The sequence below is a fragment of the Spirillospora sp. NPDC048819 genome, from assembly GCF_040650055.1.
Taxonomy (GTDB): Bacteria; Actinomycetota; Actinomycetes; order Streptosporangiales; family Streptosporangiaceae; genus Spirillospora.
This window is the reverse complement of record NZ_JBEZGN010000023.1, coordinates 106,904-131,416: the sequence shown is the minus strand read 5'-3', so window position 1 is coordinate 131,416 and position 24,513 is coordinate 106,904. Positions and strand designations below refer to the sequence as shown.

Genomic DNA, 24,513 nt, shown 5'->3' with positions numbered 1-24,513 from the left:
GGGGGGCGCGCCCTGTCCACGAGCAAGGTGCGAGCAGGGCGCGAGAGGGGTGGAAACCTACTGCGGGTAGCATCGAGCCGGACCCGGTTCCCCCGTACCCCCAGGCGAGGACATGCAGCAGACCGACCTGCCCGCGGCCGAGTACCGGCACGTCTACGAGTTCAAGATCCGGTTCGGCGACATCGACTCCCAGGGCCACGTGAACAACGTGAAGTTCCTCGGCTACCTGGAGGACGCGCGGCTGGAGATGTTCCACGGCGACCCGGTGCGCAAGGGGGAGAAGCCCGTCCGCGGCATGGTGATCTCGCGGCACGAGATCGACTACCGGACGCCGCTGCTGCCGACCGTCTACCCGATCCGGGTGGAGACGTGGGTGACCGAGGCCCGCGCCGCCTCGTTCAAGCTGGCCTACGAGGTGCGCGACGACGAGAACGTCTACGCGGAGGCCGCCTCGACGCTCGTCGCGTTCGACGTGGAGTCGAACCGGCTGCGCCGCTTCACCCCGGAGGAGCGTGAGTTCATCGGGCGCTACGCGGCGCCTTCGGCATGACGGCGCTGGCGGGGCCGCCCGCCCCGCTGGACCGCCTCCAGCCCGGGGTGCGGCTGCGGGTCGTCCAGATGGCGGACGCGGAGGAGCTCGCCGCGCTCTGTGCGGCGAACCGTGATTATCTGCGTCCCTGGGAGCCGGTGCGCGACGACGCGTATTTCACCGTCGACGGCCAGCTCGACAATCTGCATGATCTTGTCGAGGCGTATGCGACGGAGGAAATGTGGCCGGGCGTCATCCTGGTCGACGGTGAGATCGCCGGGCGGATCACGCTCAACAACGTTCTGCGGGGCCCCTTGCAGAGCTGCTTCGTCGGTTACTGGGTGGCGCGCGAGCACGCCGGACGCGGTGTCGCGACCAAGGCGCTGCGGCTGGCGCTGGACGTGGCGTTCGGTGCGCTCCGGCTGCACCGTGTCGAGGCGTTCACGAGGGTGGACAACCTCGCGTCCCAGAGAGTTCTGGAGCGCAACGGCTTCACGGTCGTGGGGACGGCGCGCCGGCACATTCACCTGGACGGACGCTGGCATGACGAGCGGCTTTTCGAGTGCCTGGCCCCCTGGGACGACGGAATCGCACTGAATCCGCCCGGCTGCCCCGGTGGCAACCGCGCCGTCACGGATAGATAACAAGCGAATCAGCCATCCGTTTTTCGCTTACTTCTCCTCTAGTGTCGCGACGCGATTGTGGAGAACCCACGTGAAAGGGGCACAATGCGGCGCGTCTCACGAGGAGCGACGGCACTGCTGCTCGCCGCGGGGATGACCGGGACCGGCGCCACGGCGGCGCAGGCGGTCACCACCCAGGCGGGCACCCTCCAGCCGGGCACGGCCCGGACGGGCACCGCCCAGGCGGGCGACATTCTCGACCGGCTCAAGGCGATTCCCGGAATGGAGGTGACGGAGAAGACCTCGACGTTGCCCGGCTACCGCTGGTTCTGGCTCGAATACCGGCAGCCGGTCGATCATCGCAACCCGAGCGGGCAATGGTTCGAGCAGCGCATCATGCTGCAGCACAAGTCCGCGGACCGGCCGATGGTGCTCTACACCAGCGGCTACCACACCCCGGAGGTGATGTTCACCTCCGAGCCGACCGCGCTGGTCGACGGCAACCAGATCTCCGTCGAATACCGCTACTTCAGCCCGTCCCGCCCGGTCCCGACCGACTGGCGCAAGGACACGATCTGGCAGGCCGCCACCGACGAGCACCGGATCATCGGCGCGCTGAAGGAGATCTACGGCGGGAAGTGGATCTCGACGGGCGCGAGCAAGGGCGGCATGACGGCCGTCTACCACAAGCGCTTCTACCCGCGTGACGTCGACGGCAGCGTCGTCTACGTCGCTCCGAACGACTACCGCAACAACGACGACCGCGCCTACGACCGGTTCTTCCAGACGGTCGGCACCGACCCCGAATGCCGCAGCCACCTCCAGGCGCTCGCCCGGGAGTTCCTCAAGCGCCGCCCCGAGATGCTCAAGCGCTTCAAGGACGCCGCCGACGAGAACGGCTGGACGTTCAACACCCTGCGCAGCCCGGACCGGGCGTTCGAGAACTCCGTCATGGACTACGAGTGGGCGTTCTGGCAGTACAGCCTGCAGTCCGACTGCGCGGACCTGCCGCCGGTGGACGCCTCCGACGACGAGATCTACGACACGCTCAACACCGTCTCCGGGCTGTCGTTCTACACCGACCAGGGCCTCGCGCCGTACGTCCCGTACTACTACCAGGCGGGCACGGAACTCGGCTGGCCGTCGCCGAAGTTCAAGCACATGCGCCACCTGCTGCGGTACGAGGACAGCTACCACCCGCGCACCTACGTCCCGCGCGACATCCCGATGCGGTTCGACCGCGGCCGCGCGATGCGCGACATCGACAGCTGGGTGCGCGGGAACGCGAACCACATGCTGTTCCTGTACGGCTCGAACGACCCGTGGGGCGCCGAGCCGTTCCGCCTCGGCCACGGCAGCCGGGACTCCGCCGTCTATGTCGCCGAGGGCGCGAACCACAGCGCCCGCCTCGTCGACAAACTGCCCTCCGACGAGCGGGCCAAGTCCATCGCCTACATCAAGCGCTGGGCGGGCGTCGAAACCGGCCTGCAGACGCTGAAGTCCGGCCCGAGGGCCGACGACCCGCTCCAGATGCAGCGCCCGCCGCTGTAGCCGGAACCGAGCCGTAGCCCAGGCTCGCGGTGTGCCGGCCCGTGCGTTGACCCCTCGCCCGGACCGGCACACCGCGTTTCCACATGCCCGCGTTTCCCCATGCCCGCGGCGCTCGTGCCTGCGGTCCTCGTGCCCGTGGTCCTCGTGCCTACGGTTCTCGTGCCTGTGGTCCTCGTGCCCGGGGCGCTCGTGCCCGAGGCGCTCGTGCCCGCAGTCCTAGTGCCTGTGGTCCTACAGCCTGCGGTTCTCGTGCGCGCGGTCCTAGCGGCCGCGGTTTCGTGCCCGTGTTTCCTCGCGCCGGGGGGTTCCTCGTGCTGGGTCAGGGGGTGGTCAGCCATGCGGCCCCGTTGCCGGGGAGCAGGTCGCCGTAGAGCGGGGTGCTGGCCAGCAGCAGGGTGCCCGGCGGGAGACGCACCGGGTTCTCTCCGCAGTTGAGCGCGCAGGTGAGCGGGCCCCGCCGGAAGAAGACGGCCGTGTCGGGGGAGTCGAGCCACTCCACGTCGTCCGGCAGGCCGTCCAGGACGCGGCGGCGCAGCGCCAGCGCCTCACGGTAGAACGCCAGCATGGACGACGGGTCGGACGCCTGCGCCTCGGCGGTCATGGACCCCCAGCGCTCCGGCATCGGCAGCCACGGACGGACGCCCCCGGGAGAGAACCCGTACGGTTCGGAGTCGCCCGACCAGGGCAGCGGGACCCGGCAGCCGTCGCGTCCTGCCAGCCGCCCGTTCGTGCGTTTCCAGATGGGGTCCTGCCTGGCCTCGTCGGGCAGGTCGGTCACCTCCGGCAGGCCCAGCTCCTCCCCCTGGTACAGGTACGCGGACCCCGGAAGGCCCAGAAGCATCAGCAGTGCCGCCCGGGCTCTGGCCCATCCCATCCCGGGCACACTCTCCGGCTGTTCGTACCGGGTGACATGGCGGACGGAGTCGTGGCTGGACAGCACCCACGTTGGCGCGGACCCGGTGGGCGCGACGGCCTTCATCGCGGCCGTCGCCACATCGCGGAACGCCGCGGCCGACCACGGGGCGAGTTGCAGGTCGAACTGGAAGACCTGGTGCAGCTCGTCGGGACGCAGGTAGAGCGCGAGGTCGGCCGCCCCGTCCGTCCAGACCTCGCCTATGGCCATGCGGTCGCCGTCGTACTCGTCGATGATCTGCCGCCACCGGCGGTACACCTCGTGGACTTCGGGACGGCCGTAGATGGGGCCGTTCAGGACGCGGCGGTCCCGCCCGCCGAGATCGCGGAACGACGAGTCCTTGAACAGGCCGGCCGCGACGTCGATGCGGAAGCCGTCCACGCCGCGGTCGAGCCAGAACCGCAGGATCTCCTCGAACTCGCGCTGAACCTCCGGGTTGCGCCAGTTGAAGTCCGGCTGCTCGCGCGCGTAGAGGTGCAGGTACCACTCGCCGTCGTCCACCCGAGTCCAGGCGGGGCCGCCGAACGCGGACGGCCAGTCGTTCGGGGGCTGCTCCTCACCGGGACGTTCCCCTGGCTTGCCCGCGCGGAAGATGTAGCGCGAACGCTCGGGTGACCCGGGCGGTGCGGCGAGCGCCTCCTCGAACCAGGGATGCCGGTCCGACGAGTGGTTCGGGACGATGTCGACGATCAGCCGCAGGCCGTGCGCGTGCACGTCCGCGACGAGGGCGTCGAAGTCGTCCAGCGTGCCGAACCGCGGGTCCACGTCGCGGTAGTCGGCGACGTCGTAGCCGCCGTCCGCCAGCGGGGACGTGTAGAAGGGCGTGAGCCAGAGCGCGTCCACGCCGAGGTCGCGCAGGTACCCGAGGCGGGAGCGGATCCCCTGGAGGTCGCCCTCACCGGTCCCGTCAGAGTCGGCGAAGCTGCGGACGTAGACCTCGTACACGGCGGCGTCGCGCCACCACGGGATTCGCGTCATACAGGCCGATCTACCCTCTTATGTCGGGGCGTTCACCAGGCTCTGCGCGGCCATGGTGAAGTAGTTCCACAGCTGCCGCTCCAGTGGTTCGGGAAGCTCCAGTTCCTCCACCGCCACCCGCATGTGCCGCAGCCAGGCGTCCCGCTGGGCCTCGTCGATGACGAACGGCACGTGCCGCATCCGCAGCCGGGGATGCCCGCGGCGCTGATTGTAGGTGTTGGGGCCGCCCCAGTACTGGATCAGGAACAGCCGCAGCCTCTCCTCGGCGGGGCCGAGGTCTTCCTCGGGGTAGAGGGCGCGAAGGTCGGGGTCGTCCGCGACGCCCTGGTAGAAGCGGTGCACCAGCCGGTGGAAGGTCTCCTCGCCGCCGACCGCCTCATAGAAGGTCACCTGTTCAGCCATAGCTTCCCCACCCTATGCGAGACGCGCGCGGTTGCGGTGCCCGGTCCCGATCTTGGTCGATCACGGGGCGGGGGTGGCGACCGTGACGCCCGCCTCGTCGAACGCCCGCTTGACCCGCTCGCGCAGTTCGCGGGCGACGTCGCCCTGCCTTCCCGGTGCCGTCTTCAGCACGACGCGGATCACCAGGGCGTCCCCGGCGAACGCCTGCACCCCCCACACCGCGGGCTCCTCCAGGACGAGGTCGTTCCATGGCGCGTCGGCGGCCATCGCGTCGGCGGTGGTCTGGAGGATCTCCTTGACCCGCTCGGTGTCCTCGTGGATGTCGACCGGGATGTCCAGGACGGCGCGGCCCCAGTTCTGGGACTCGTTCCCGACCTTCTTGATCTCGCCGTTCGGGACGTACCAGACGATGCCGTCCATGTCGCGCATCCGGGTGACGCGCAGCGTGACGGCCTCGACCGTCCCCTTGGCGGTGCCGACGTCGATGTAGTCGCCGACGCCGTACTGGTCCTCCAGCAGCATGAACAGCCCGGCGAGGAGGTCCTTGACGATGTTCTGCGCGCCGAACCCGACCGCGACGCCGATGACGCTCGCGCTGGCCAGGATGGGTGCGAGGTTCAGGCCGAGCGAGCCGAGGACGCTGAACGCCGCCGTCCCCATGATCAGGACGGACGCGATGGAGCGCAGCACCGAGCCGAGCGTCTGGGCCCGCTGGGCCCGCCGCTTGTTGAGCAGGGCCGGGCTGCCCTCGAAGACCGTCCGGGAACGCTCCCTGACCCGCTCCGACATCGTGCCCTCGGCCATCCGCAGCGTGACCCTGGTGATCATGCGGTGCGCGATGTTCTTCACGATCAGCGCGACCACGAGCGTCACGATGATCCAGAGGAGGGTGGTGAGGGGACCGTCGAGCCAGGTCGAGTAGAACCGGGTGAAGTCGGTGTTGTGCGAGATGTTCCAGACGAGCCGGCACGAGGCGGTGGGCGTCTGGTCGCGGCAGGCGGCCTCGGGGGAGCCGTCCTGGGCCCACGGCAGGAACGGTTCGACGGCGAGTGACATGCGGCAGACCCTCCCCGGCCATTGTGAACACCTTCGTCTTCCGCGGCCTGCGTCGGGCGACGGCCTTCGCGTCAGGCCGGACGAGGATGTTCGGTGGTGCCTGGACACCTCGCCGTGGACCCGCGGCGGGTACGAGCCTGATCGTAGGGGACGGTTCCGACCGGTTCGTACTACCGCCGGCGACGTGTCACGGCCTGGCCGGGGAGGGGCTGATCCGGCGAGCGTGTCCCGCGGGGTCCGCGGCTGCCGCGCCGTTCCGGCCACGGCCTCGCGGGACACGCTCGGTCTCGGGGGGGCGCCCAGTCTCTCGGCACGTCCGGCCGCACTGCGTCGTGTCACAGTGCGTCCGGTCTCCTGGGCGTCCGGTCTTTCGGGTGTCTGGTTTCCCTGTGCGTCCGGTTCTCTGGGGCGCCTGGTTACCTGGGCGTCCGGTTTCCTGGGGTCTGGTCTTCGGGCGTCCGGTTCTCCGGGTGCCGGCTCACCTCGCGGCGGAGCGCTCACCCGCCTCGCGGCCGAGCGGCTGCAGGACGTGCGCCAGCTTCATCGCGGCGCCGCCCACGTCGTCGACGCGGTGCATGCGCTCCCCCCAGGACCACCAGAAGTAGTGGTCGGCGGTCTCCGGGGCGGGGGCGCACGTGACGTCCTCCGCGAGGCTCGCGGCCTCCGGGTTCACCACCCGCAGGAACGCCGGGCCCGAGCGGGTCCTGACGACGCGGGCGACGAGGCCCTGAGTGTCGAGTTCGTGCTCCAGCTCCTCGAGGTAGCCGACGCGTCTGTCGCTGACCACCTTCACACCCCCTCCGTAGGAGAGCGCCGGCTCCACGGGCGAGCACCGGCATCTGATCGACTCTGTGAATCCGTTCGGTCACTCGCGGCGAGAATTGCAACTCTCACGGGTGCGGGTCAAGTGACCGAAGTCGCGTCCGGTACCGAATTCCCCCACCCCGGGAGAAGCCTGCCCACCCGTGGAGGAAGAATCTCTACCCGAGGGGGGCCGGAGGTGCCCTGACCGCCGCTTCTTCTGCGGAATCGCTTGGCCGCCCCCGTGACGAGGGTTACGCTGCGTGCGCGAGAGATTATCTGTCGTGGCCATCAAGTGACCGGTCGCCGTGGCGGGGACGATCGCCCTCTCCCCCGGGGGAGCGGTGTCCCGGCACGACGGGAAAGGGCCGGAGTCGATGTCGGACCCCCCTCGGAAAGAAACGGACGTGGCTCGCCGGATCCGTGCGCGCGCTCTGGCCCGGGGACACGGTCCGGTCGAGATCGCGCAGGAGATCCACGAGCAGTGCGGACCGCTGTTCGGCACCAGCCGGGTCAAGGCGCACCGCCTGGCCCACGGTGTCGCGCTGTCCGACATCGTGGCGCAGGTCAAGGCGCTCTACGAGGTCGACGGCAAGCCCGCCCCCCGCCTCGGGGAGACGCTGCTGTCCGCCTACGAGAGCGGCTACAAAAGACCCGGCCCCGAATATCTGCACTACCTCTGCGCCGTCTACCGGGTGGAACCCGACGCGCTCGACTACCAGAGCCCCTGCATCTGCGGCCGCGGCCACGCGGTCCGCCCCGGGGCGGCGAGCGTCCCGCAGCCGCGGCAGCCCGACCGGCGCCCGGCGCCCGACCCCGACGCGCTCGTCGGGGCGATCGTCCCCAGGACCGATGAACGTCCCTGGGTAACCGTCAACGACCTACGGGGCCCCGACCGCGCCGACGGCCCCCTGACCATTGATGTGGGAGAGGAGGACATCGTGCTTCGTAGGACCCTTCTGCAGCTGCTGGCCGGAGCGGGCGTGGCGCTCGACGGTCAGTTCCTTGGGGCAGTCGACAACCTGCGCCGCAAGATGGACGACACGCTCGTCGGCGCGACCGTCTCGCCGACCATGCTGGACCAGTGGGAGGAGACGACCTACGGCTACGGCCAGCAGTACCAGGCGACCCCTTCCCTCCGGATGCTCTGCGACGTCCTGCTGGACTTCAGCGAGGTGCGCCGCATGTGCGACAAACGCCAGCCGGTCGAGCTGCAGGAACGGCTGTGCCGGATCGCGGCCCAGCTGTCCGGGCTCTCCGGCCTGATCATGATCAACCTGGGCGACCACCGGCTGGCCCGCTCCTTCTTCCGCACCGCCCGCACCGCCGCCGACGAGACCGGCGACCGGCAGCTGCGCGCCTGGGTCACCGTCCGCGAGTCCCTGGTGCCGATGTACTACGGCGACCCCCGCGAAGCCCTGCACCTGGCCCGCAAGGCACAAGACCTCGCCGGCCGCACGCCCGGCGTCGCCGGAGCCATGGCGCCCGCCGTGGAGGCGCGCGCGCTCGGCATGCTCGCCATGCGGGGACGCGGAGACGCCGCTCCCAGCGCCCGCCGCGCCCTCGTCCGCGGCCGCTCGGTTTTCGATCAGCTCTCCAAGGCCGACACCACCGACCTGGTGTACGGGTTCACCGACCGGCAGATGGCCTTCTACGAGGGCGACACGTTCACCAGCCTCGGCGACCACAAGCACGGCGACGAGGTGCTGAGCCACGCCCTCACCCTCTACTCGCCCACCGACCGCGTCGACCTGACCCTCGTGCGCCTCGACCGGGCCATGTGCAAGCTTCACGCCGGCAACCCCGACGCCGCGCTCGCGGCCGGGCAGGAGGCCATCCTCGAGCTGCCGTCCGACCACCGGTCCGACATCCTCGTGCACCGCGCCCGCCAGATCGGCGCGGCCGTCTCCGCCAAACACGGTGAGATACCGGCGCTGAAGGACTTCTACGAGGCGCTCGCCGGCCCCTGGGTCACGAGCCCCGTGCAGGAACGTCCGTCCGTTCCCCCGTCCGAGCAGGTCTGACGCGGCATGGCTGACAACGCCCCCTGGAAGGACCACCCCGCTCACACTCTCGTCCGGGTCCAGGACGAACCCCCGGTTTGGAGCTTCGGAGAGCTCAGGCTGCGCCGCTACCACGCCGCCGACCACGGCACCGTCCTCACCCTGCACCGCGAAGGCCTCGCCCAGGTCGGCCTGCGTCCCGGCGACGGCGTCTACTATGACCACGATTTCTTCCGGATGGAGGACATCTACCTCCGCAACGACGGCGAGTTCATCGTCGGCGAACTCGAAGGCGGGATCGTCGCCATGGGCGGCCTGCGCCGCGCCGACCTCGTCCCCGGCGGCCGCGCCCGCGCGTTCGGCGGCTACGCGCCCGGCAACCCGGCCCTCGACGCCGTCGAGATGGTCCGCCTGCGCGTCCTGCCCGCCGTCCAGCGCCGCGGCTACGGCGCCGCCGTCGTCCAGGCCCTGGAGGAACGTGCCAAGGAGTTCGGCTACCGCATCCTGCGTGCCGACACCACCGAACTCCAGGCCCCCGCGCTCGCGCTCTACCGCAAGTTCGGCTGGACGGAGACGCGCCGCGAGACGATCGGCGGCATCGTCAACATCTACATAGAGAAACCGCTCCGCTGAGACACCCGAGCCGCGGGGCCTCGCACGGTGGCGCGGCCCGGCGAGACCCCGCGGCTTTGGGCTGGATCGGTTTGGGTGCAAAAAACACGACCCCCTCCTGGAGGCTTCCCAACCCCAGGAGGGGGGCGATGTCGCGCGGGAGTGTTCCCGTGCGCGTTCTGATGGAAGCGTAGCGTCATCCCCGGGCGTCGCCTAGGGGAGGGGGCGGCCGAGGCGGCCTCCGACGAGCTGCATCAGCGGGTAGCGGTGCTGTTCGATGGCGGTGAAGCCCCGGCCGGCGAGGGCCCCGGTGATCTCGCGGTCGCCGAAGACGGTGAAACCGGTGGCGCGGCGGATGAGGTCGCCGCCGATGCGGGCGGCGGTCAGGGGGACGGGCCGCCGCGAGGTGAGGATGACCAGGCGGCCGCCGGGTTTGAGGACGCGGGTCATGCCGTCCAGGGCCGTCCAGGGGTCGTCGAACAGGTACAGCGCGCCGAAGCAGCAGACGGCGTCGAACGTCCCGTCCCGGAACGGCAGGTCGACGGCGTTGCCGCGGACGTAGCAGACGCCCGTGTCCGCGGTGTCCTCCACAGCGCGGGCGAGCATGGTCTGGGACGTGTCGAGCCCGATGACGAGGCCGTCGCGCCCGACGCCTTCGGCGAGTGCACGGGTGACGTTGCCGGGTCCGCACGCCACGTCCAGGACGGTCGCGGGCGGGCGGGCGGCGTAGCCGGGGTGTGAGAGCCCGAGCCAGTCGCGGGCCATCGCGTGCTCGGCGGCGGTGTCCGGGCCGATCGGCCAGCCTTTGGCGAGGTTGAACCCGACGGGCCGCCAGACCCGCTCGTAGATCTGCGGCAGGAACGCCGACTCCATCACCGACTGGGCCAGGGACGGTGTCGGCCGTGCGGACGGGCCGAGCAGGTCGAGGTAGCCGGTGGACGTGTCCGGCTCCTCGGGCGGCTCCTTCAGCAGCCCGAGCGCACGTTCCACGGCGGATGACTCCCGCACCGTCGACTCACTCACCCTGGTATTAGACCACTCGTCAATTCATCGCCGTGACCCGGCCCCGCGTCCGGGTCCGGGAGGCCGAGGCCGGTCTGCGCGGCCATGAAGGCGAGCGTGTCGGCCATCAGGTCGGCCGAGCGGCTCACCGAGCGGGCGGCGTGCCCGACCTCCGACTCGTTGCGAAGCAGGACCGGCGCGTCCGACGCGGTCGCGTGCTGGAGGGCGGCGCAGAGCTTGCGGGCGTGCAGCGGGTCCACGCGGGTGTCGCTGCCGAACGTCGTGAACAGCACGGCCGGGTAGGCGGTCCCTGCGTGGACGTGATGGTACGGGGAGTAGCCGATGAGCCAGCCGAACTCCTCGGGGTCCTCGGCCGTGCCGTACTCGTCGTTCCACGTCTGCCCCAGGCCGAACCTCTCGTACCGGACCATGTCCAGCAGCGGCGCCGAGCACACCACCGCCCGGTACAGGTCGGGACGCTGGGTGAGCGCCGCACCGACGAGCAGCCCCCCGTTGGAGCCGCCGGAGATCGCGAGCCGCGACGGCGTGGTGAGGCCGTCCTCGACGAGTTTCTCGGCGGCGGCGTGGAAGTCGTCGAAGACGTTCTGCTTGCGCTCGCGCATCCCGGCGCGGTGCCACTCCTCGCCCTCCTCGGAGCCGCCGCGCAGGTTCGCGATCGCGTAGACGCCGCCCGCCTCCACCCAGGCCAGGATGCTCGCCGAGTACGACGGCGTCAGCGAGATGTTGAAACCGCCGTACCCGTACAGGATCGCCGGGCGCGGCCCGGAAAGGCCCGGACGCGACGCCACCAGCATCCGCACCTCGGTGCCGTCCCGGGAGGTGTAGGCGACCTGGCGGGTCTCGATCTCGGGAACGTCGACCGTCCCCGGGGCGGACGCCCACAGCGTGGTCTCGCCCGTCCGCGCGTCGTAGCGCATGACCGATGACGGCGTGACGTTGTCGGTGTAGCCGAACCACGCCTCGTGCCCGCCCTCGGGCCGCTCGATGATCCCGCCGATCGAGCCGAGGCCGGGCGTGGGGACGGACCCGAGCCGCTCCCCGGTCTCCAGGTCGTGGACGGTGATCTCGCTGATCGCGTGCCGCGTCCACCCGGTCAGCAGGACGGGCCGGTCGAGATCATCCAGGATCGCGAAGTCGGTGAGGACCGCCTCCGGGTCCTGGGGGACGAGGTCCCGCCACGTCTCATACGACGGGTCGGACGGGTCGGTCACGCAGAGACGGGACCGCGGCGCGTCACGGTCGGTGAAGATGTAGGCGCGGCCGTCGCGTCCCACGTGCAGGCCGGTGCCGGCGTCCACCCCCTCCTGCACGACGCGCAGCTCGGGCGCGTCGAGCGGGGACGCGGACAGGTCGGCGATCCACAGGTCGTTGCGCGGCGCCGTGCCCTGCGACGACGAGATCGTCAGCCAGCGCCCGTCGCGGCTGACGCCGACGCCGTAGTAGTTGGTCTTGTCCATCCCCGCACCGAAGATCAGCACGTCGTCGGTGTCGGGTTCGGTGCCGACCCGGTGCAGGTAGACGCGCCGGTGGTACTGCTCCTCGCCCGCCGGGACGTCCCGCGCCGGCAGCCGCCGCGCGTAGTAGTACGCCTCCCCGCCCGGCAGCCACGCCACCGAGGAGTACCGCGCCCGGTCGATCGGCCCCTCCACCCGTTCGCCCGTCGCGACGTCCATGACGTACAGCAGCGACTCCTCGTCCCCGCCGGTCGAGATCTTGTAGGCCAGCCGGCGTCCCTCCTTGTCGGGCTGCCACCCGTCCAGCGTCGTCGTCCCGTCGGGGTCCAGGGCCATCGGGTCGACGAGGACGCGCTCGGAACCGCCGGGATCCACCGTGTAGAGCACCGGGTGCTCCTGGTCGGCGGCGCGCCGCGTGAAGAAGGACCGCTCGCCCCGCCACACCGGGGAGCCGACGCTGCCGGCGCCGAGCAGTTCCCCGAGCCGCCGCCGCAGCGCCTCCCGCCCCGGCAGGGCGTCGGCGACCTTGTGGAACAGCTTGTCCTGTGCGGCGAGCCACTCGCGGGTCTCGTCGCTTCCGGAGTCCTCAAGCCAGCGGTACGGGTCGGCGACCCGGTGACCGTGGATGTCCTCGACGATGTCCTGGCGCTTCGCGGACGGATACGGCGTCATATGCTGCACTGTATTGGCCGTTCCGGACTGCCCGCCCCGGACGTCGCGACCCACCGCGATCGCGTGTCCGTGTTCGATCGGCCGCTCGAAGGGGGATTATTGGGGTAGCGAACGGCCTCCCTGAGACGCCACACTGATTCTGGTCGATTCGCCCCTGGGGAGGTCCTCATGGCGAGAGCGCAGGAACCGGAGAGCATAATCGGGCCTCGGTTCGAGGCGCGTTCCGCCGCGCCCGCCGAGGCGAATCCGCAGCACGGCCCGGTGGAGGGCGTCTGATGCGACAGGTCCTCCTCCTGAACGCGACCTACGAGCCGCTCACGACGCTCCCGCTGCGGCGGGCGGTCTGCCTCGTGCTTCGGGAGAAGGCGGAGATCGTCCACCACGACACCTCGGGCGCGGCGCTGCACTCGGCCACGATGACGATCGAGGTCCCCTCCGTCATACGGCTCCGCCGCTATGTGCGCATCCCCTTCCGCACCCGCGTCCCCCTCACCCGCGCCGCCCTGATGCGCCGCGACAACTTCCGCTGCGTCTACTGCGGCCGCCGCGCCGAGACCATCGACCACGTCCACCCGCGCAGCCGCGGCGGCAAGCACGTGTGGGAGAACTGCGTCGCGTCCTGCATGACCTGCAACCACCGCAAAGCCGACCGTCTGCTCTCCGAACTCGGCTGGACGCTCACCATGACCCCCGCCGTCCCCCGGGGCGCCCACTGGCGCCTCATCGGCCTCGTCCACGACGGCGACCCCCAATGGGCGGCCTACGTGACGGAACCCGCCGCGTGACGCGCGTATCCTTGGGGCGTGCCTCGCTATGACTACCGCTGCCGCGCCTGTGGGTCGACCTTCGAGGTCACCCGTCCGATGATCAACGCGTCCGATCCGGCTCCGTGCCCGGACGGGCACGGCGACACGGTGAAGCTCCTGTCCACGGTCGCCGTCACCGGCACGTCCCGGAGCACCGCGCCCCCGCCCAAGCCTGCGGGCGGAGGCGGAGCCGGAGGGGGCTGCTGCGGAGGCGGCTGCTGTTCCTAGGCGCGTTTCCGGGCGGGGCCGCCTCGTCAGGCGGTCTGGGCCTCGCGGATGAACTTCGCGGTGGCGGCGGCGTCGTAGCCGTCGGGGACACCGTGGAGGAGGACGGCCGTGCCTCCCATGGTGTCGGTGCGCATGGGCAGGATCGCCTGGTAGGCGTCTGATTCGTACCAGCCGCGCGCCTTGTCCATGTCGGGGAACCCGATCAGGACGTAGCTTCCCTCCACCGGCCCTTCGATCACCTCGGGGTCGGTGCCGTGCACGAGGAAGCGGCCGCCGAACGGGTCCAGGGTGGCCTGGATGCGCTCCATGTAGATGAAGACGTCGTCGTGCAGCGGCGGCTGGGGGTGCAGGTGGGCGAGGGCGTAGGCGGTCATCACGGTCTCCTTCGAGTGGTGCGGCCGGGGCCGGAAGGCCCCGGCCGGTATGTCCACTCTGGCCCGTGACGGGGAACGAAAGCGATTACCCGGCGGGTAATGCTCAGCCGAGCGGGCGGTCGAGCTGGCCGACGTCGCGGGCCGCGCCGGTGGAGGCGGAGGTGGCCATGGCCGCGTAGGCGCGCAGGGCGGCGCTGACCGGGCGGTGCCGGTCGCGGGGACGGTACCCGCCGAGGTCGGCGAGCAGCTTCTCGCGCCGGATGTCCAGCTCGTCGGACGGGACGTCGAGTTCGAGGACCCGGTTCGGGATGTCGATCACGACGCGGTCGCCGTCCTCGACGAGGGCGATGATGCCGCCGCCCGCCGCCTCGGGGGAGGCGTGCCCGATGGACAGGCCGGACGTGCCGCCGGAGAACCGGCCGTCGGTGATCAGCGCGCACGCCTTGCCGAGCCCGCGGCCCTTGAGGAAGCTCGTCGGGTACAGCATCTCCTGCATCCCGGGGCCGCCCTTCGGGCCCTCGTAGCGGATCACGACGACGTCACCGGCCTTCACCCTGCCGCCGAGGATGCCCTCGACGGCGTCGTCCTGCGACTCGAAGACGACGGCGGGGCCGGTGAACGTCCACAGTTCCTCCTCGACGCCGGCGGTCTTGACGATCGCGCCGTCGGGGGCGATGTTGCCGCGCAGGACGGCGAGGCCGCCGTCGGCGGTGTAGGCGTGCTCGACGGACCGGATGCAGCCGTCCGCGCGGTCGAGGTCGAGCGACTCCCAGCGGGCGCTCTGCGAGAACGCGGAGGTGCTGCGGACGCCGCCGGGCGCCGCGTGGAACATCTCGACGGCCTCGGGCAGGACGTCGGGGGAGCCGACGTCCCACTTGGCGACGAACTCGTCCATGGACGCGGAGTGGATCGAGTGGGCGGAGCTGTGCAGCAGGCCGCCGCGGTTCAGTTCGCCGAGGAGGGCGGGGACGCCGCCGGCGCGGTGGCAGTCCTCGACGTGGTACTTGCCGGTCGCGGGGGCCAGTTTGCAGATGCAGGGGACGCGGCGGGACAGCTCGTCGATGTCGGTGAGGCCGAAGTCCACGCCGGCCTCGGTCGCGGCGGCGAGCAGGTGCAGGATCGTGTTGGTGGAGCCGCCCATGGCGACGTCCAGCACCATGGCGTTCGCGAACGCGTCGCGGGTGGCGATGTTCAGCGGCAGGACGCTCTCGTCGTCGTCCTCGTAGTAGCGGCGGGCGACGTCCACGACGGTGCGGCCGGCGTCCTCGTAGAGGCGGCGGCGGGCGGTGTGGGTGGCGAGGACGGTGCCGTTGCCGGGCAGCGCCAGCCCGATCGCCTCGGTGAGGCAGTTCATCGAGTTGGCGGTGAACATGCCGGAGCAGGACCCGCAGGTCGGGCAGGCGGCCTCCTCCATTTCGAGGAGCTTGTCCTCGGCGATCGAGTCGTCAGCGGACGCGATGATGGGGTCGATCAGGTCGAGCTTGTCGCCGCCCATGACGCCCTCGACGGGCTTGCCGGCCTCCATCGGGCCGCCGGAGACGAACACGGCCGGGATGTTCAGGCGCAGCGCGGCCAGCAGCATCCCCGGGGTGATCTTGTCGCAGTTTGAGACGCAGATGAGGGCGTCGGCGCAGTGCGCGTTGACCATGTACTCGATGGCGTCGGCGATCACTTCGCGGGACGGCAGCGAGTACAGCATGCCGTCGTGGCCCATGGCGATGCCGTCGTCCACGGCGATCGTGTTGAACTCGCGGGGGACGCCGCCGGCCTCGCGGACGGCGCCGGCGACGACCTTGCCGACCTCGTTCAGGTGGACGTGGCCGGGCACGAACTGGGTGTAGCTGTTGGCCACCGCGACGATCGGCTTGCCGAAGTCCTCGCGTTCCACGCCGCTGGCCCGCATGAGCGCGCGGGCGCCCGCCATGTTCCTGCCATGGGTGACCGTGCGTGACCTGAGCGGTGGCATGTGTGACCTCTCCAACCTTGACGTGACGTGAGGCGATCCCGCGGTGCGGGAGCGATGCGCATGCCCGCGGCGGCGGAATCGTGGTTGCTCGCAGCGGCGGATCGCGACGCTGCCGCCGGCTCAGCGGAGGTCGCGCGCGGGCCGGCCCGTGGCCCTCGATGCTACCAACCGGGCGAGGGCATGAAAAAAGCCGGGACGCGCGCGTCCCGGCAGGGCGGCCCGGGGAAGTGGGCCGCCCCCTGTGCTACTCGGGGTACTTCGGCGGCAGGGCCTTCTCGGCCGCCTGGAAGATGCGCTGGACGTCGCCGTCGGTCAGGATCTTCGGTCGGCGGCGCAGGTACGCGCGCGCCCGGTTGCCCGCGTAGACGTCGACGTCGCGGACCCGCATGACCTTCCACGGGATGGACGGCCCGTAGATCGCCACGGAGGGCTGCACCGGGACGTCGAAGCCGACGCGTCCGGCGAGGATCCTGCTGGCCTGCTGGGCCTCCCAGCGGGCCTCGTCCAGGCGGTCCTTCTTGTTGAAGGGGCCGTGGAAGAGCTTGAGGTGGGACATGGTGCGCACGGGGAGGCGCTTGTCCCATTTCTCGGAGTCGATGGCGTAGACGCCGCTCGGCCCGATCACCAGGTGGTCGATGCGCCCGTCGCTGACGCCCTCGTCGTCGCGGGGCACGGCGCGTGCGTGCAGCACGAGGTACCCGTTGCGCTGGAGGGACTTCAGCTGCTTCTCGGTGCGCCGTTCGGCGGCCGAGGACTTCTGCCAGGCGACGACGGTGGAGCTCTTGCGGGACCGGCGGACGACGTCCCCGACGACAACCAATACCGCGACGGTGAGGCCGAGCCGCCAGCTGGCCACGACCGTGGCGCCGGCGCCGGCGGCGACGGCTACGCCGGCCAGCCACAGCCAGCGGCGGATCCGGGGGTCGGCGAGCATCGCGGCGGCGGTGCCCTCCTCGGGACGCTCCTTCACGGGAGCCTGGTGATGGTGGTCACGCGCTTCCTCCGACCCCGTTACGTCCGACTGGGCCCGGGGCCGGCCCCTGGCCCCCTGCGTGTTGCCCCGCTCCATGATCGCCATGAGTGACGCTCCGTATTCCTTTCCCATCGGGGGCATGATCCTCCGTGCGCAGAGTAATCATCGGGACGGTTGGCGACTAGTCATGCAGGGTTAATAGTTTTGTCGCCGTCCGTAGGTGATTCACTGCCGTGACGGATGGGTACGTGGATATTCTTCTCCTCCTGCCGCTGCAGTCGTCCCTGCCCTCTTTGATGCCCGCGCACACGGCGTCTACCGTTCCGGTTTGTGACACAAACCCATGACCTCAGCGCCACCCGGATGGCTGCGGCCGTCCGCACCGGGGAAGTATCTCCGGTCGAACTCGCCGACCACTATCTGGCCCGTATCGAACGACTCAACGAGCAGGTCGGGGCCTACGCGACGGTCACCGCCGAGCGCGCCCGCGAGGAGGCGCGGCAGGCGGAGAAGGCCGTGATGGACGCCGCGGACCCGGCGGATCTGCCGCCGCTGCACGGCGTCCCGATCCCCATCAAGGACCTGAACATGGTGAACGGCGTCCGGGTGACCCTCGGGTCGGGCGTCTACTCCGATCTGACCGGCTTCGCGGACGACAACGTGGTGACGCTGCTGCGGCAGGCCGGGTCGGTGCTCCTCGGCAAGACGACGACGCCCGAGTTCGGCCTCCCGTGCTACACCGAGGGCGCCGTCGCGCCGCCGGCGCGCACGCCGTGGGACCTCTCCCGGTCGGCGGGCGGGTCCAGCGGCGGCGCCGCCGCGGCGGTCGCGTCCGGGCTGGCGCCCATCGCGCAGGGCAGCGACGGCGGCGGCTCGATCCGGATCCCCAGCAGCGTGTGCGGGCTCTTCGGGATCAAGCCCACCCGCGGAAGGGTCTCGCAGGGGCCGGTCGTCCCGGACCTGTTCGGGCTGTCCACGAACGGGCCCATCGCCCGGACCGTCCGGGACGCGGCCCTGCTGCTGGACGTGATGGCGGGGCACATGCCCGGCGACCTGTACGCGGCGCCGCCCGTCGAGGGCACGTTCGCCTCCCATGCCGAACGCCCGCCGGGCAGGCTGCGGATCGCGCGGAGCATGGAGCCGGCCGTGCCGGGCGCCGAGGTGCATCCCGACTGCGTAGCCGCGTACGAGGCGGCGTCGGAACTGCTGGAGGAACTGGGCCACGAGGTCGTCGAACTGCCGCGGGTGCTCGGGCCCGAACTCGTCCCGCACTTCGAGATGCTGTGGGGCGTCATGGCGACGATCACGCCCGTCGCGGACGAGAGCGAGCACCTCCTCCAGCCGCTGACGCGCTGGCTGCGGGCGCGCGGCGAGGCCACCACGGCGCCGCAGCTCTTCCAGGCCCACGCCGCGCTGCAGGGGGCGCTGCGCGCGGCGTTCCCGGTGATGGACGAGTTCGACGCGATCCTGCATCCGACGCTCGCGCAGCCGCCCGCCCCGATCGGGTACTTCCACGACCAGGAGCCCGCCGAGAACTTCGCGCGGCAGGAGCGGTTCACCCCCTTCACCGCCCCGTACAACATCTCCGGGCAGCCGGCGGTGAACGTCCCGCTGTACTGGACGTCGGACGCGGAGACGTCCGGCCTGCCGATCGGGGTCATGCTCGCGGGACGCCTCGGCGGTGAGGGCACCCTGATCTCGCTGTCCGCGCAGCTCGAAGAGGCCCGCCCGTGGATCGGCCGCAAGCCCGCGATCTGGACGGCGTGAGCACGCGCGCACCGGGCATGGTGCAGGCGTGGGCGACGATGAACTGATCACGCTGGCGGAACGGCACGGTGTCGCGACCGGCTACACCGACTGGCGTGGACGGGAGGCGGCGGTCTCGCCCGGCACCCTGGTCTCCGTCCTGGCGGCGCTGGGGGTGGACGCGTCGTCCCCGGCCGCCGTCCGGGCGGAGCTGGAACGCGCCGGGCAGCCGGGAGGCGGGCTGCCGCCGGTCGTCGTCGTCCGCCAGGGGGACGGCCTGCCGGCGAGCCTGCGCGGCGCGACCGTGGAACGCGGCCTGACCGTGGAACTCGCGACCGGCGAGACCGTGCCCGCGACGGCGGACCTCCCGACCGGCTGGCACCGCCTCCGCTCCGGGACGCGGACCGCGCCGCTGCTCGTCGCGCCCCGCCGGCTGAAGCCGCCCGGCCGCCTGTGGGGGTTCACCGTCCAGCTGTACTCCGTGCGCTCCCGCGCGTCCTGGGGCCTCGGCGACCTGCGCGACCTGGCGGACCTCGCGTCCTGGAGCGCCCGGGAGCTGGGCGCCGGCTTCACCCTGATCAACCCGCTGCACGCCACCGAGCCCGTGCCGCCGGTCAGCCCCTCCCCGTACTCGCCGATGAGCCGCCGGTTCGCCGCGCCGATCTACCTGCGCGTCGAAGACGTCCCCGAGTACGCGACCCTCCCGCCCGAGGACCGCGAACGCCTGTCCGCCCTCGCGGCGCCGCTCCGCGCGGACGGCGCCGCCCTCGACCGCGACGCGGTGTGGACGGCCAAGCTGCAGGCCCTCGAAGCCCTCCACCGGCTCCCGCGCGGCACCGGGGCGCAGCGCGACTACGACGGGTTCCGCGCCCGCGAGGGGACGGCCCTCACCGCGTTCGCCACCTGGTGCGCGCTGGCCGAGAAGCACGGCCCGGACTGGCGCCGCTGGCCCGCCGAACTCCAGGACGCGGGGAGCCGGGCCGTCGCGGACGAGGCCGCCCGCCTCGCCGGCCGCGTCGACTTCCACGCCTGGCTGCAGTGGCGGCTGGACGGCCAGCTCACGGCGGCGCAGCGGACCGCCCGCGACGCCGGGATGCCGGTCGGGATCGTCCACGACCTGGCGGTCGGCGTCGCGCACGGCAGCGCGGACGCCTGGATCTACCGCGACCTGTTCGCCCCCGGCATGAGCGTCGGGGCGCCCCCGGACGAGTTCAACCAGCGCGGCCAGGACTGGGGCCAGCCGCCCTGGCATCCGCACCGTCTCGCCGAGGCCGCCTACGTCCCGTTCCGCGAGATGCTGGCCACGGCGTTCCGGCGCGGCGGCGGCCTGCGCCTGGACCACGCCATGCAGGTGTCGCGTCTGTGGTGGGTGCCCGAGGGCGGCTCACCGGCGGACGGTACCTACGTCCGCTACGACCGCGACGCCCTCCTCGGCTGCCTGACGTGGGAGGCCGAACGCGCGGGCGCCGTGGTCGTCGGCGAGGACCTCGGCACCGTCGAACCCGAGTTCCGCGACGGCCTGGCCGACCGCGGCATCCTCGGCACGTCCCTGCTGTGGTTCGAGCGTGACGCGCAGGGACGTCCCAAGCCCCCGGGCAGGTGGCGCGAACTGTCCCTCGCCACCGTCGGCACCCACGACATGCCGCCGATCACCGGCTTCGTCCACGGCGACCACATAGCCCTCCGCGACCGCCTCGGCCTCCTCACCCGGCCCCGCGCCGGCGAGGAGGACGACCACCGCCGCCACCTCACGGACTGGCTGACCGTCCTCAGCACCGAGAACCTGCTGCCCACCCCGCCGGCGGAGATCATGAGAGCTCTGGACGCGGGCTCCGCGGACCACGACGAAGAGATCGTGACGGCCCTGCACGCCTTCCTGGCCCGCACCCCGGCCCGCCTCACGGGCATCTCCCTCGCCGACGCCGCCGGCGAGCGCCGCACCCAGAACCAGCCGGGCACCACGGACGAATACCCCAACTGGCGAGTCCCCCTCGCCGGCCCCGACGGCCGCCCCGTCCTCCTGGACGACCTGCGGACCCGCGACGCCCTGAAGCTCTTCAGGCGAGGGTCGCCGTGATCCTCGTCGTCACGTCCCGGAGGAGGGTGTCGGGGCTCAAGGAGGTCGCGGCGATGGCGGAGAACAGACCGGGGAGACCCGGGAGGGGGTAGGGGTCGTCTTCGGCGCCGGCGAAGGCCGCCTTGCCCAGAGGCTGGCGGGACAGGGACTTGCGGGCCCGGGCCCAGGCCGCCTGGACCTCCTCCGGGGACGGGACGCCGAACCCGTGGCCGACCGGCGCGGCGTGACGGAGCTTCACCAGCGCGCTGTCGGTGAAGTCGGCGGCCAGCTTGCACCGGTCGGTGAGGTCGCCGCGGACGAGGTCGTCCAGGCGGGTCATGACCGTGCAGGGGGTCCGGCAGCGGGCCGCGCAGTCGCCGAGAGCGGAGGCGACCTGGCTGTGCTGCCGGTCGAGGTAGGCGCGCCAGCCGGGCGGCGGCTCCTTGGAGACGCGCAGGGTGCGCTCGCAAGCGGAACGTTCCGGACGGGTGTGGTCGCACATGCGGGGCGAGCCCGGCTCGATGGGGACGCCGAAGCGGCTGCCCTCGCCTTCCACCGCGGCGCCGATGCGGGCGGGGTCTCCGGCGTGCCCGAGGACGGGCTCCCACGCGAGCATCGGGAGGTACTCGCCGGCGATGTGGACGGCGGCGACGAGCGCGGCCATGTCGCGGCGGTCCCAGCGGATCGCGATGACCTCCAGCAGGAGGGAGTAGGCGGGGCGGAGGCTGGCGAGCGCGCCGCGGGGACGTTCCCGGGGCGCCTGCGGCATGCGGCTGGCGCGGGCGCGGTCGAGGAGGTCGCGGGGGACCTCGCCGGCGTCCTCGGGCATGCCGAAGTCCTCGGCGTCCAGGTCGAGGACGCGCTGCCCGAACGCGCAGAGGGCCGCGACGGCGCCCGCGCGGCCGTCGGGGACGAGACGGTCCCGCCCGACCAGCGCGGCCAGGTCCCCGAACGCGTACCGCCGGGCCAGCGCCGCCAGAACGTCTCGCACCGTCTCCACGCAATCCCCTCCCCGTGACCAGGTAACGATCCCATGGTCACGGGGGTCGGGGACAGGCTCAAGCGGACCGGTTCACGCGCCCGGGGACGGGCGCCCGGCGCACACGCCCGGGCTCAGGCGGACACGGCGTCCTTCGCGCGGGCGCGCAGGGCGCGGGCGACGCCGTCGCGCCCCTCCGACAGGAGCCGGGCGAGCGCCGGCGGGGGCTTCTCGTCGGCCAGGTACGCCTCGGTGCGGTCGAGCGTGGACTGCTCGATCGCCAGGAAGGGGTAGGCGACCTCCGCGAACGTCTGGGACATGTCGCTGCTCCACTCCTTCCAGATGCGCCCGACCTCGGCGAAGTACCGGTCGGCGTAGGGCACCAGCAGGTCGGCCTGGTCGGGCTCCACGAAGCCGCCGAGCGTCGCCCGGAACACGGCGTTGGGCAGGTCGCCGGACACGATCCGCTCCCACGCGGCGGCCTTGGCGTCCGCGGACGGGATCGCGGCCCTGCATCCGGCGGCGTGCCGTTCGCCGGCGGCGGTGCGGTCCCGCCCGTGCTCGGCGTCGATCTCGGCCTCGCCCGCCTTGCCGGTGACGACGAGGCGGCGCAGCAGGGACCAGCGCAGGTCGGTGTCGACGGTGAGGCCGTCGAGGACCTGCGAGCCGTCCAGCAGGCCCTGGACGAACGCCAGGTGGTCGCCGGAGACGGCTGACGCGGCGAACGCCTGCGTGTAGGCGAGCTGGAGGTCCGAGCCGGGCGCGGCCTCGCGGGCCAGCTCCGACAGGGTGTCGGCCATGAGCGCCTGGCCCTCCGTGCGCCAGGCCGGGTCCGCGTACTGCTGGACGGCGAGCCGCGCCTGCCGCAGCAGCGTCTGCGTGACCGAGATGTCGGTGACGCCCCGGACGCCCTGCGCGACGAGACGGACATAGTCGCGGGTGGCCATCTCGGCGTCGCGGGTCATGTCCCACGCCGCCGACCAGCACAGGGCGCGCGGCAGGCTCTCCCTGATGTCGCCGATGCTCTCGATCAGCGTTCGCAGCGAATGCTCGTCGAGCCGGATCTTGGCGAACGCGAGGTCGTCGTCGTTGACCAGGACGAGGTCGGGCCGCTTCTTGCCGATGAGCTCCGGAACCTCCGTCCGGGCGCCGACCACGTCCAGCTCGACGCGCTCCCGCCGGACGAGTTTCGTGTGGGGGGACGACCCCCCACGCCCCCCGGCAACCGCATTCGTAGCGGTCTTGTCGTACAGCCCGATCGCGAGGCGGTGCGAGCGCAGCGTCGGGTAGTCGGCCTTGGCCTCCTGCAGAACGGCGAACGACGAGAAGTTCCCGTCGGCGTCCAGCTCGTACTCGGGCCGCATCGTGTTGACGCCTGCGGTCTCCAGCCACTCCTTCGACCACGACGCCAGGTCGCGGCCGGAAGTCTCCTCCAGCGCGCCCAGCAGGTCGGTCAGGACGGTGTTGCCCCACGCGTGCCGGTCGAAGTAGCGGCGCACGCCCTCCAGGAAGTTGTCGAGGCCGACATAGGCCACCAGCTGCTTGAGGACGGACGCGCCCTTGGCGTAGGTGATCCCGTCGAAGTTGACCTCGACGGCGCGGATGTCGGGGATGTCGGCAGAGATCGGGTGGGTGGAGGGCAGCTGGTCCTGCCGGTACGCCCACGCCTTCTCCAGGTTCGCGAACGTCGTCCACGCGCCCTTCCACTTGGTGGCCTCGGCCATGCACAGGACGCTCATGTACGTGGCGAACGACTCGTTCAGCCACAGGTCGTCCCACCAGCGCATGGTGACCAGGTCGCCGAACCACATGTGCGCCATCTCGTGCAGGATCGTCTCGGCGCGCCGTTCGTAGGCGGCGTCGGTGACCCGCGACCTGAAGACGTAGTCCTCCAGGAACGTGACGGCGCCCGCGTTCTCCATCGCGCCCGCGTTGAACTCGGGGACGAACAGCTGGTCGTACTTGCCGAACGGGTACTCCCGGCCGAAGACCTTCTCGAAGTAGCCGAAGCCCTGCCGCGTGACGTCCACGATCGCGGGGGCGTCGAGGTGCTCGGCCAGCGACGCCCGGCAGAACACGCCGAGCGGGATGACGGTGCCGTCGTCGCGGCGGTACTCGTCCCGGACGACGTGGTACGGCCCGGCGATGAGCGCGGTGATGTAGGTGGAGATCTGGGGAGTCGGCAGGAAGTGCCACGTCCCGCCCTCGGCGGACTCGGCGGACTCGTTGGTGACGACCTCCCAGTCCTCCGGCGCGTGCACGGTCAGCTCGAAGGTCGCCTTCAGGTCGGGCTGGTCGAAGCAGGTGTACATGCGGTGCGCGTCGGCGGTCTCGAACTGCGAGTACAGGTAGACGCTGTCATCGACGGGGTCCACGAACCGGTGCAGGCCCTCACCCGACCGCGAGTACGCGCAGTCGGCCACGACACGCAGTTCGTTCTCCGCGGCCAGGTCCGGCAGCGGCAGCCGCCCCTTCTCGGAGTCATAGGACGAGGGGTCCAGGGCCTTGCCGTTCAGCGTCGCCTCCCTCACGACGGCGCCGTGCAGGTCGACGAAGGTGGACGCGCCGGTCTCGGCATTGCCGAACCGGATCACCGTGGTGGACCCGAAACGTTCCTCACCCGTCGTCAGGTCCAGTTCGACCGCGTACGACTCGACGGTGAGCAGCCGGGCGCGTTCCCGCGCCTCGTCGCGCGTGAGGTTGCCTGCCACATGAACTCCTTGGTCGGCTTAATCGCTTGGTGCCCTCATGTCTACCAACCGCGGGCC

At 71.6% G+C, this 24,513-nt stretch carries 20 protein-coding genes; 9 read left to right on the top strand and 11 right to left on the bottom strand.

Annotation, left to right across the window (positions count from 1 at the left end; translation table 11 throughout):
* The first annotated feature begins 112 nt into the window (after positions 1–112).
* From AB0C35_RS27845 to AB0C35_RS27835, 3 genes are all read left to right on the top strand, one after another.
* The gene (locus AB0C35_RS27845) at positions 113–550 is read left to right on the top strand and encodes a thioesterase family protein (protein WP_358461721.1); all 438 of its coding nucleotides are present in this window, start codon (positions 113–115) and stop codon (positions 548–550) included.
* Positions 547–1,173 (top strand): GNAT family protein, encoded by a 627-nt coding sequence (locus AB0C35_RS27840; RefSeq protein ID WP_358461718.1) that lies wholly within the window; start codon positions 547–549, stop codon positions 1,171–1,173. Before AB0C35_RS27845 ends, AB0C35_RS27840 begins: the two co-directional genes overlap by 4 nt.
* A gap of 84 nt (positions 1,174–1,257) precedes the next feature.
* Complete coding sequence (locus AB0C35_RS27835; protein ID WP_358461715.1) at positions 1,258–2,703, top strand: S28 family serine protease; 1,446 nt, start codon at positions 1,258–1,260, stop codon at positions 2,701–2,703.
* Positions 2,704–3,022: 319 nt separating this feature from the next.
* Here the strand turns inward: AB0C35_RS27835 and AB0C35_RS27830 are convergent, their stop codons facing one another.
* From AB0C35_RS27830 to AB0C35_RS27815, 4 genes are all read right to left on the bottom strand, one after another.
* On the bottom strand, positions 3,023–4,594 hold the full coding sequence (locus tag AB0C35_RS27830) for an alpha-amylase family glycosyl hydrolase (protein ID WP_358461712.1): 1,572 nt from the start codon (positions 4,592–4,594) through the stop codon (positions 3,023–3,025).
* A gap of 18 nt (positions 4,595–4,612) precedes the next feature.
* Entirely contained in the window at positions 4,613–4,996 is a 384-nt protein-coding gene (locus tag AB0C35_RS27825) for a globin (RefSeq protein ID WP_358461710.1), read from the bottom strand.
* 60 nt (positions 4,997–5,056) lie between these two features.
* Positions 5,057–6,052 carry a mechanosensitive ion channel family protein gene (locus tag AB0C35_RS27820; RefSeq protein WP_358461707.1) on the bottom strand — a complete coding sequence of 332 codons (996 nt, stop codon included), beginning with the start codon at positions 6,050–6,052 and terminating at the stop codon, positions 5,057–5,059.
* 478 nt (positions 6,053–6,530) lie between these two features.
* A complete protein-coding gene (locus tag AB0C35_RS27815) occupies positions 6,531–6,839 on the bottom strand; it encodes a hypothetical protein (protein WP_358461704.1) in 309 nt (102 codons plus the stop codon).
* Positions 6,840–7,260: 421 nt separating this feature from the next.
* On the opposite strand from AB0C35_RS27815, the gene AB0C35_RS27810 reads away from it, so the two are divergent.
* Positions 7,261–8,877 (top strand): XRE family transcriptional regulator, encoded by a 1,617-nt coding sequence (locus AB0C35_RS27810; protein ID WP_358461701.1) that lies wholly within the window; start codon positions 7,261–7,263, stop codon positions 8,875–8,877.
* A 6-nt stretch (positions 8,878–8,883) separates the two neighbouring features.
* Positions 8,884–9,489, top strand: coding sequence for a GNAT family N-acetyltransferase (locus AB0C35_RS27805; protein ID WP_358461698.1), 606 nt, complete (start codon positions 8,884–8,886; stop codon positions 9,487–9,489).
* 192 nt (positions 9,490–9,681) lie between these two features.
* Here AB0C35_RS27805 and AB0C35_RS27800 read toward each other — a convergent pair whose 3' ends face one another.
* Together AB0C35_RS27800 and AB0C35_RS27795 are read right to left on the bottom strand one after the other, a co-directional pair.
* Positions 9,682–10,491 (bottom strand): methyltransferase domain-containing protein, encoded by an 810-nt coding sequence (locus AB0C35_RS27800; RefSeq protein WP_358461695.1) that lies wholly within the window; start codon positions 10,489–10,491, stop codon positions 9,682–9,684.
* On the bottom strand, positions 10,488–12,617 hold the full coding sequence (locus AB0C35_RS27795; protein WP_358461692.1) for a prolyl oligopeptidase family serine peptidase: 2,130 nt from the start codon (positions 12,615–12,617) through the stop codon (positions 10,488–10,490). Before AB0C35_RS27795 ends, AB0C35_RS27800 begins: the two co-directional genes overlap by 4 nt.
* Before the next feature lie 275 nt (positions 12,618–12,892).
* Here AB0C35_RS27795 and AB0C35_RS27790 point away from each other — a divergent pair, with 275 nt between their 5' ends.
* The gene (locus AB0C35_RS27790) at positions 12,893–13,402 is read left to right on the top strand and encodes an HNH endonuclease (protein WP_358461689.1); all 510 of its coding nucleotides are present in this window, start codon (positions 12,893–12,895) and stop codon (positions 13,400–13,402) included.
* An 18-nt stretch (positions 13,403–13,420) separates the two neighbouring features.
* Entirely contained in the window at positions 13,421–13,651 is a 231-nt protein-coding gene (locus AB0C35_RS27785; protein ID WP_358461686.1) for a zinc ribbon domain-containing protein, read from the top strand.
* A 26-nt stretch (positions 13,652–13,677) separates the two neighbouring features.
* Here AB0C35_RS27785 and AB0C35_RS27780 read toward each other — a convergent pair whose 3' ends face one another.
* The 3 genes from AB0C35_RS27780 to AB0C35_RS27770 form a co-directional block, all read right to left on the bottom strand.
* Complete coding sequence (locus AB0C35_RS27780) at positions 13,678–14,025, bottom strand: DUF1330 domain-containing protein (RefSeq protein ID WP_358461683.1); 348 nt, start codon at positions 14,023–14,025, stop codon at positions 13,678–13,680.
* Positions 14,026–14,128: 103 nt separating this feature from the next.
* A complete protein-coding gene (gene ilvD / locus AB0C35_RS27775; RefSeq protein ID WP_358461681.1) occupies positions 14,129–15,991 on the bottom strand; it encodes a dihydroxy-acid dehydratase in 1,863 nt (620 codons plus the stop codon).
* Positions 15,992–16,235: 244 nt separating this feature from the next.
* Positions 16,236–17,096 carry a nuclease-related domain-containing protein gene (locus tag AB0C35_RS27770; protein ID WP_358461678.1) on the bottom strand — a complete coding sequence of 287 codons (861 nt, stop codon included), beginning with the start codon at positions 17,094–17,096 and terminating at the stop codon, positions 16,236–16,238.
* Between the two features lie 198 nt (positions 17,097–17,294).
* On the opposite strand from AB0C35_RS27770, the gene AB0C35_RS27765 reads away from it, so the two are divergent.
* Together AB0C35_RS27765 and malQ are read left to right on the top strand one after the other, a co-directional pair.
* Positions 17,295–18,731, top strand: a complete 1,437-nt coding sequence (locus AB0C35_RS27765) for an amidase (RefSeq protein ID WP_358461675.1) — start codon at positions 17,295–17,297, stop codon at positions 18,729–18,731.
* Positions 18,732–18,759: 28 nt separating this feature from the next.
* Positions 18,760–20,787, top strand: a complete 2,028-nt coding sequence (gene malQ / locus AB0C35_RS27760) for a 4-alpha-glucanotransferase (RefSeq protein WP_358461672.1) — start codon at positions 18,760–18,762, stop codon at positions 20,785–20,787.
* Here the strand turns inward: malQ and AB0C35_RS27755 are convergent.
* Positions 20,768–21,766: a hypothetical protein gene (locus AB0C35_RS27755; protein ID WP_358461669.1), complete on the bottom strand. Its 999-nt coding sequence runs from the start codon at positions 21,764–21,766 to the stop codon at positions 20,768–20,770. The two genes, malQ and AB0C35_RS27755, sit on opposite strands and share 20 nt — an antisense overlap.
* Positions 21,767–21,879: 113 nt before the next feature.
* Positions 21,880–24,456 (bottom strand): aminopeptidase N, encoded by a 2,577-nt coding sequence (pepN, locus tag AB0C35_RS27750; protein ID WP_358461666.1) that lies wholly within the window; start codon positions 24,454–24,456, stop codon positions 21,880–21,882.
* Positions 24,457–24,513: the final 57 nt, after the last annotated feature.

Excerpts from the sequence above, each read along its gene's own strand:
- AB0C35_RS27845 (WP_358461721.1), top strand. The coding sequence starts at position 113 with ATGCAGCAGACCGACCTGCCCGCGGCCGAGTACCGGCACGTCTACGAG.
- AB0C35_RS27840 (WP_358461718.1), top strand. The coding sequence starts at position 547 with ATGACGGCGCTGGCGGGGCCGCCCGCCCCGCTGGACCGCCTCCAGCCC.
- AB0C35_RS27835 (WP_358461715.1), top strand. The coding sequence starts at position 1,258 with ATGCGGCGCGTCTCACGAGGAGCGACGGCACTGCTGCTCGCCGCGGGG.
- AB0C35_RS27830 (WP_358461712.1), bottom strand. The coding sequence starts at position 4,594 with ATGACGCGAATCCCGTGGTGGCGCGACGCCGCCGTGTACGAGGTCTAC.
- AB0C35_RS27825 (WP_358461710.1), bottom strand. The coding sequence starts at position 4,996 with ATGGCTGAACAGGTGACCTTCTATGAGGCGGTCGGCGGCGAGGAGACC.
- AB0C35_RS27820 (WP_358461707.1), bottom strand. The coding sequence starts at position 6,052 with ATGTCACTCGCCGTCGAACCGTTCCTGCCGTGGGCCCAGGACGGCTCC.
- AB0C35_RS27805 (WP_358461698.1), top strand. The coding sequence starts at position 8,884 with ATGGCTGACAACGCCCCCTGGAAGGACCACCCCGCTCACACTCTCGTC.
- AB0C35_RS27795 (WP_358461692.1), bottom strand. The coding sequence starts at position 12,617 with ATGACGCCGTATCCGTCCGCGAAGCGCCAGGACATCGTCGAGGACATC.
- AB0C35_RS27790 (WP_358461689.1), top strand. The coding sequence starts at position 12,893 with ATGCGACAGGTCCTCCTCCTGAACGCGACCTACGAGCCGCTCACGACG.
- AB0C35_RS27780 (WP_358461683.1), bottom strand. The coding sequence starts at position 14,025 with ATGACCGCCTACGCCCTCGCCCACCTGCACCCCCAGCCGCCGCTGCAC.
- ilvD (WP_358461681.1), bottom strand. The coding sequence starts at position 15,991 with ATGCCACCGCTCAGGTCACGCACGGTCACCCATGGCAGGAACATGGCG.
- AB0C35_RS27770 (WP_358461678.1), bottom strand. The coding sequence starts at position 17,096 with ATGGGAAAGGAATACGGAGCGTCACTCATGGCGATCATGGAGCGGGGC.